Origin of the sequence: Aeromonas sp. sif0611 (assembly GCF_019218845.1) — a bacterium.
Taxonomy (GTDB): domain Bacteria; phylum Pseudomonadota; class Gammaproteobacteria; order Enterobacterales; family Aeromonadaceae; genus Aeromonas; species Aeromonas media.
Genome location: NZ_JAHUWU010000075.1, coordinates 1 through 235, shown reverse-complemented (window position 1 = coordinate 235; position 235 = coordinate 1). Strand labels below are relative to the sequence as shown.

Here is a 235-nt window from a genome sequence, read left to right as displayed (position 1 = left end):
AAGAAACTTAAGGGCTAATCCCCGTTCGCTCGCCGCTACTGAGGGAATCTCGGTTGATTTCTTTTCCTCGGGGTACTTAGATGTTTCAGTTCTCCCGGTTCGCCTCGCTGCACTATGTATTCATGCAACGATACCTAGCTTATGCTAAGTGGGTTTCCCCATTCGGAAATCTGTGAGTAATAGCGTCTCTTACCGACTTCTCACAGCTTATCGCAGGTTAGTACGTCCTTCATCG

Annotated in this window: 1 rRNA gene; it reads right to left on the bottom strand. The window is 48.1% G+C overall.

The features are described 5' to 3' along the window. A 23S ribosomal RNA gene (locus KW824_RS20835) occupies positions 1 to 235 on the bottom strand; the annotation flags it as partial.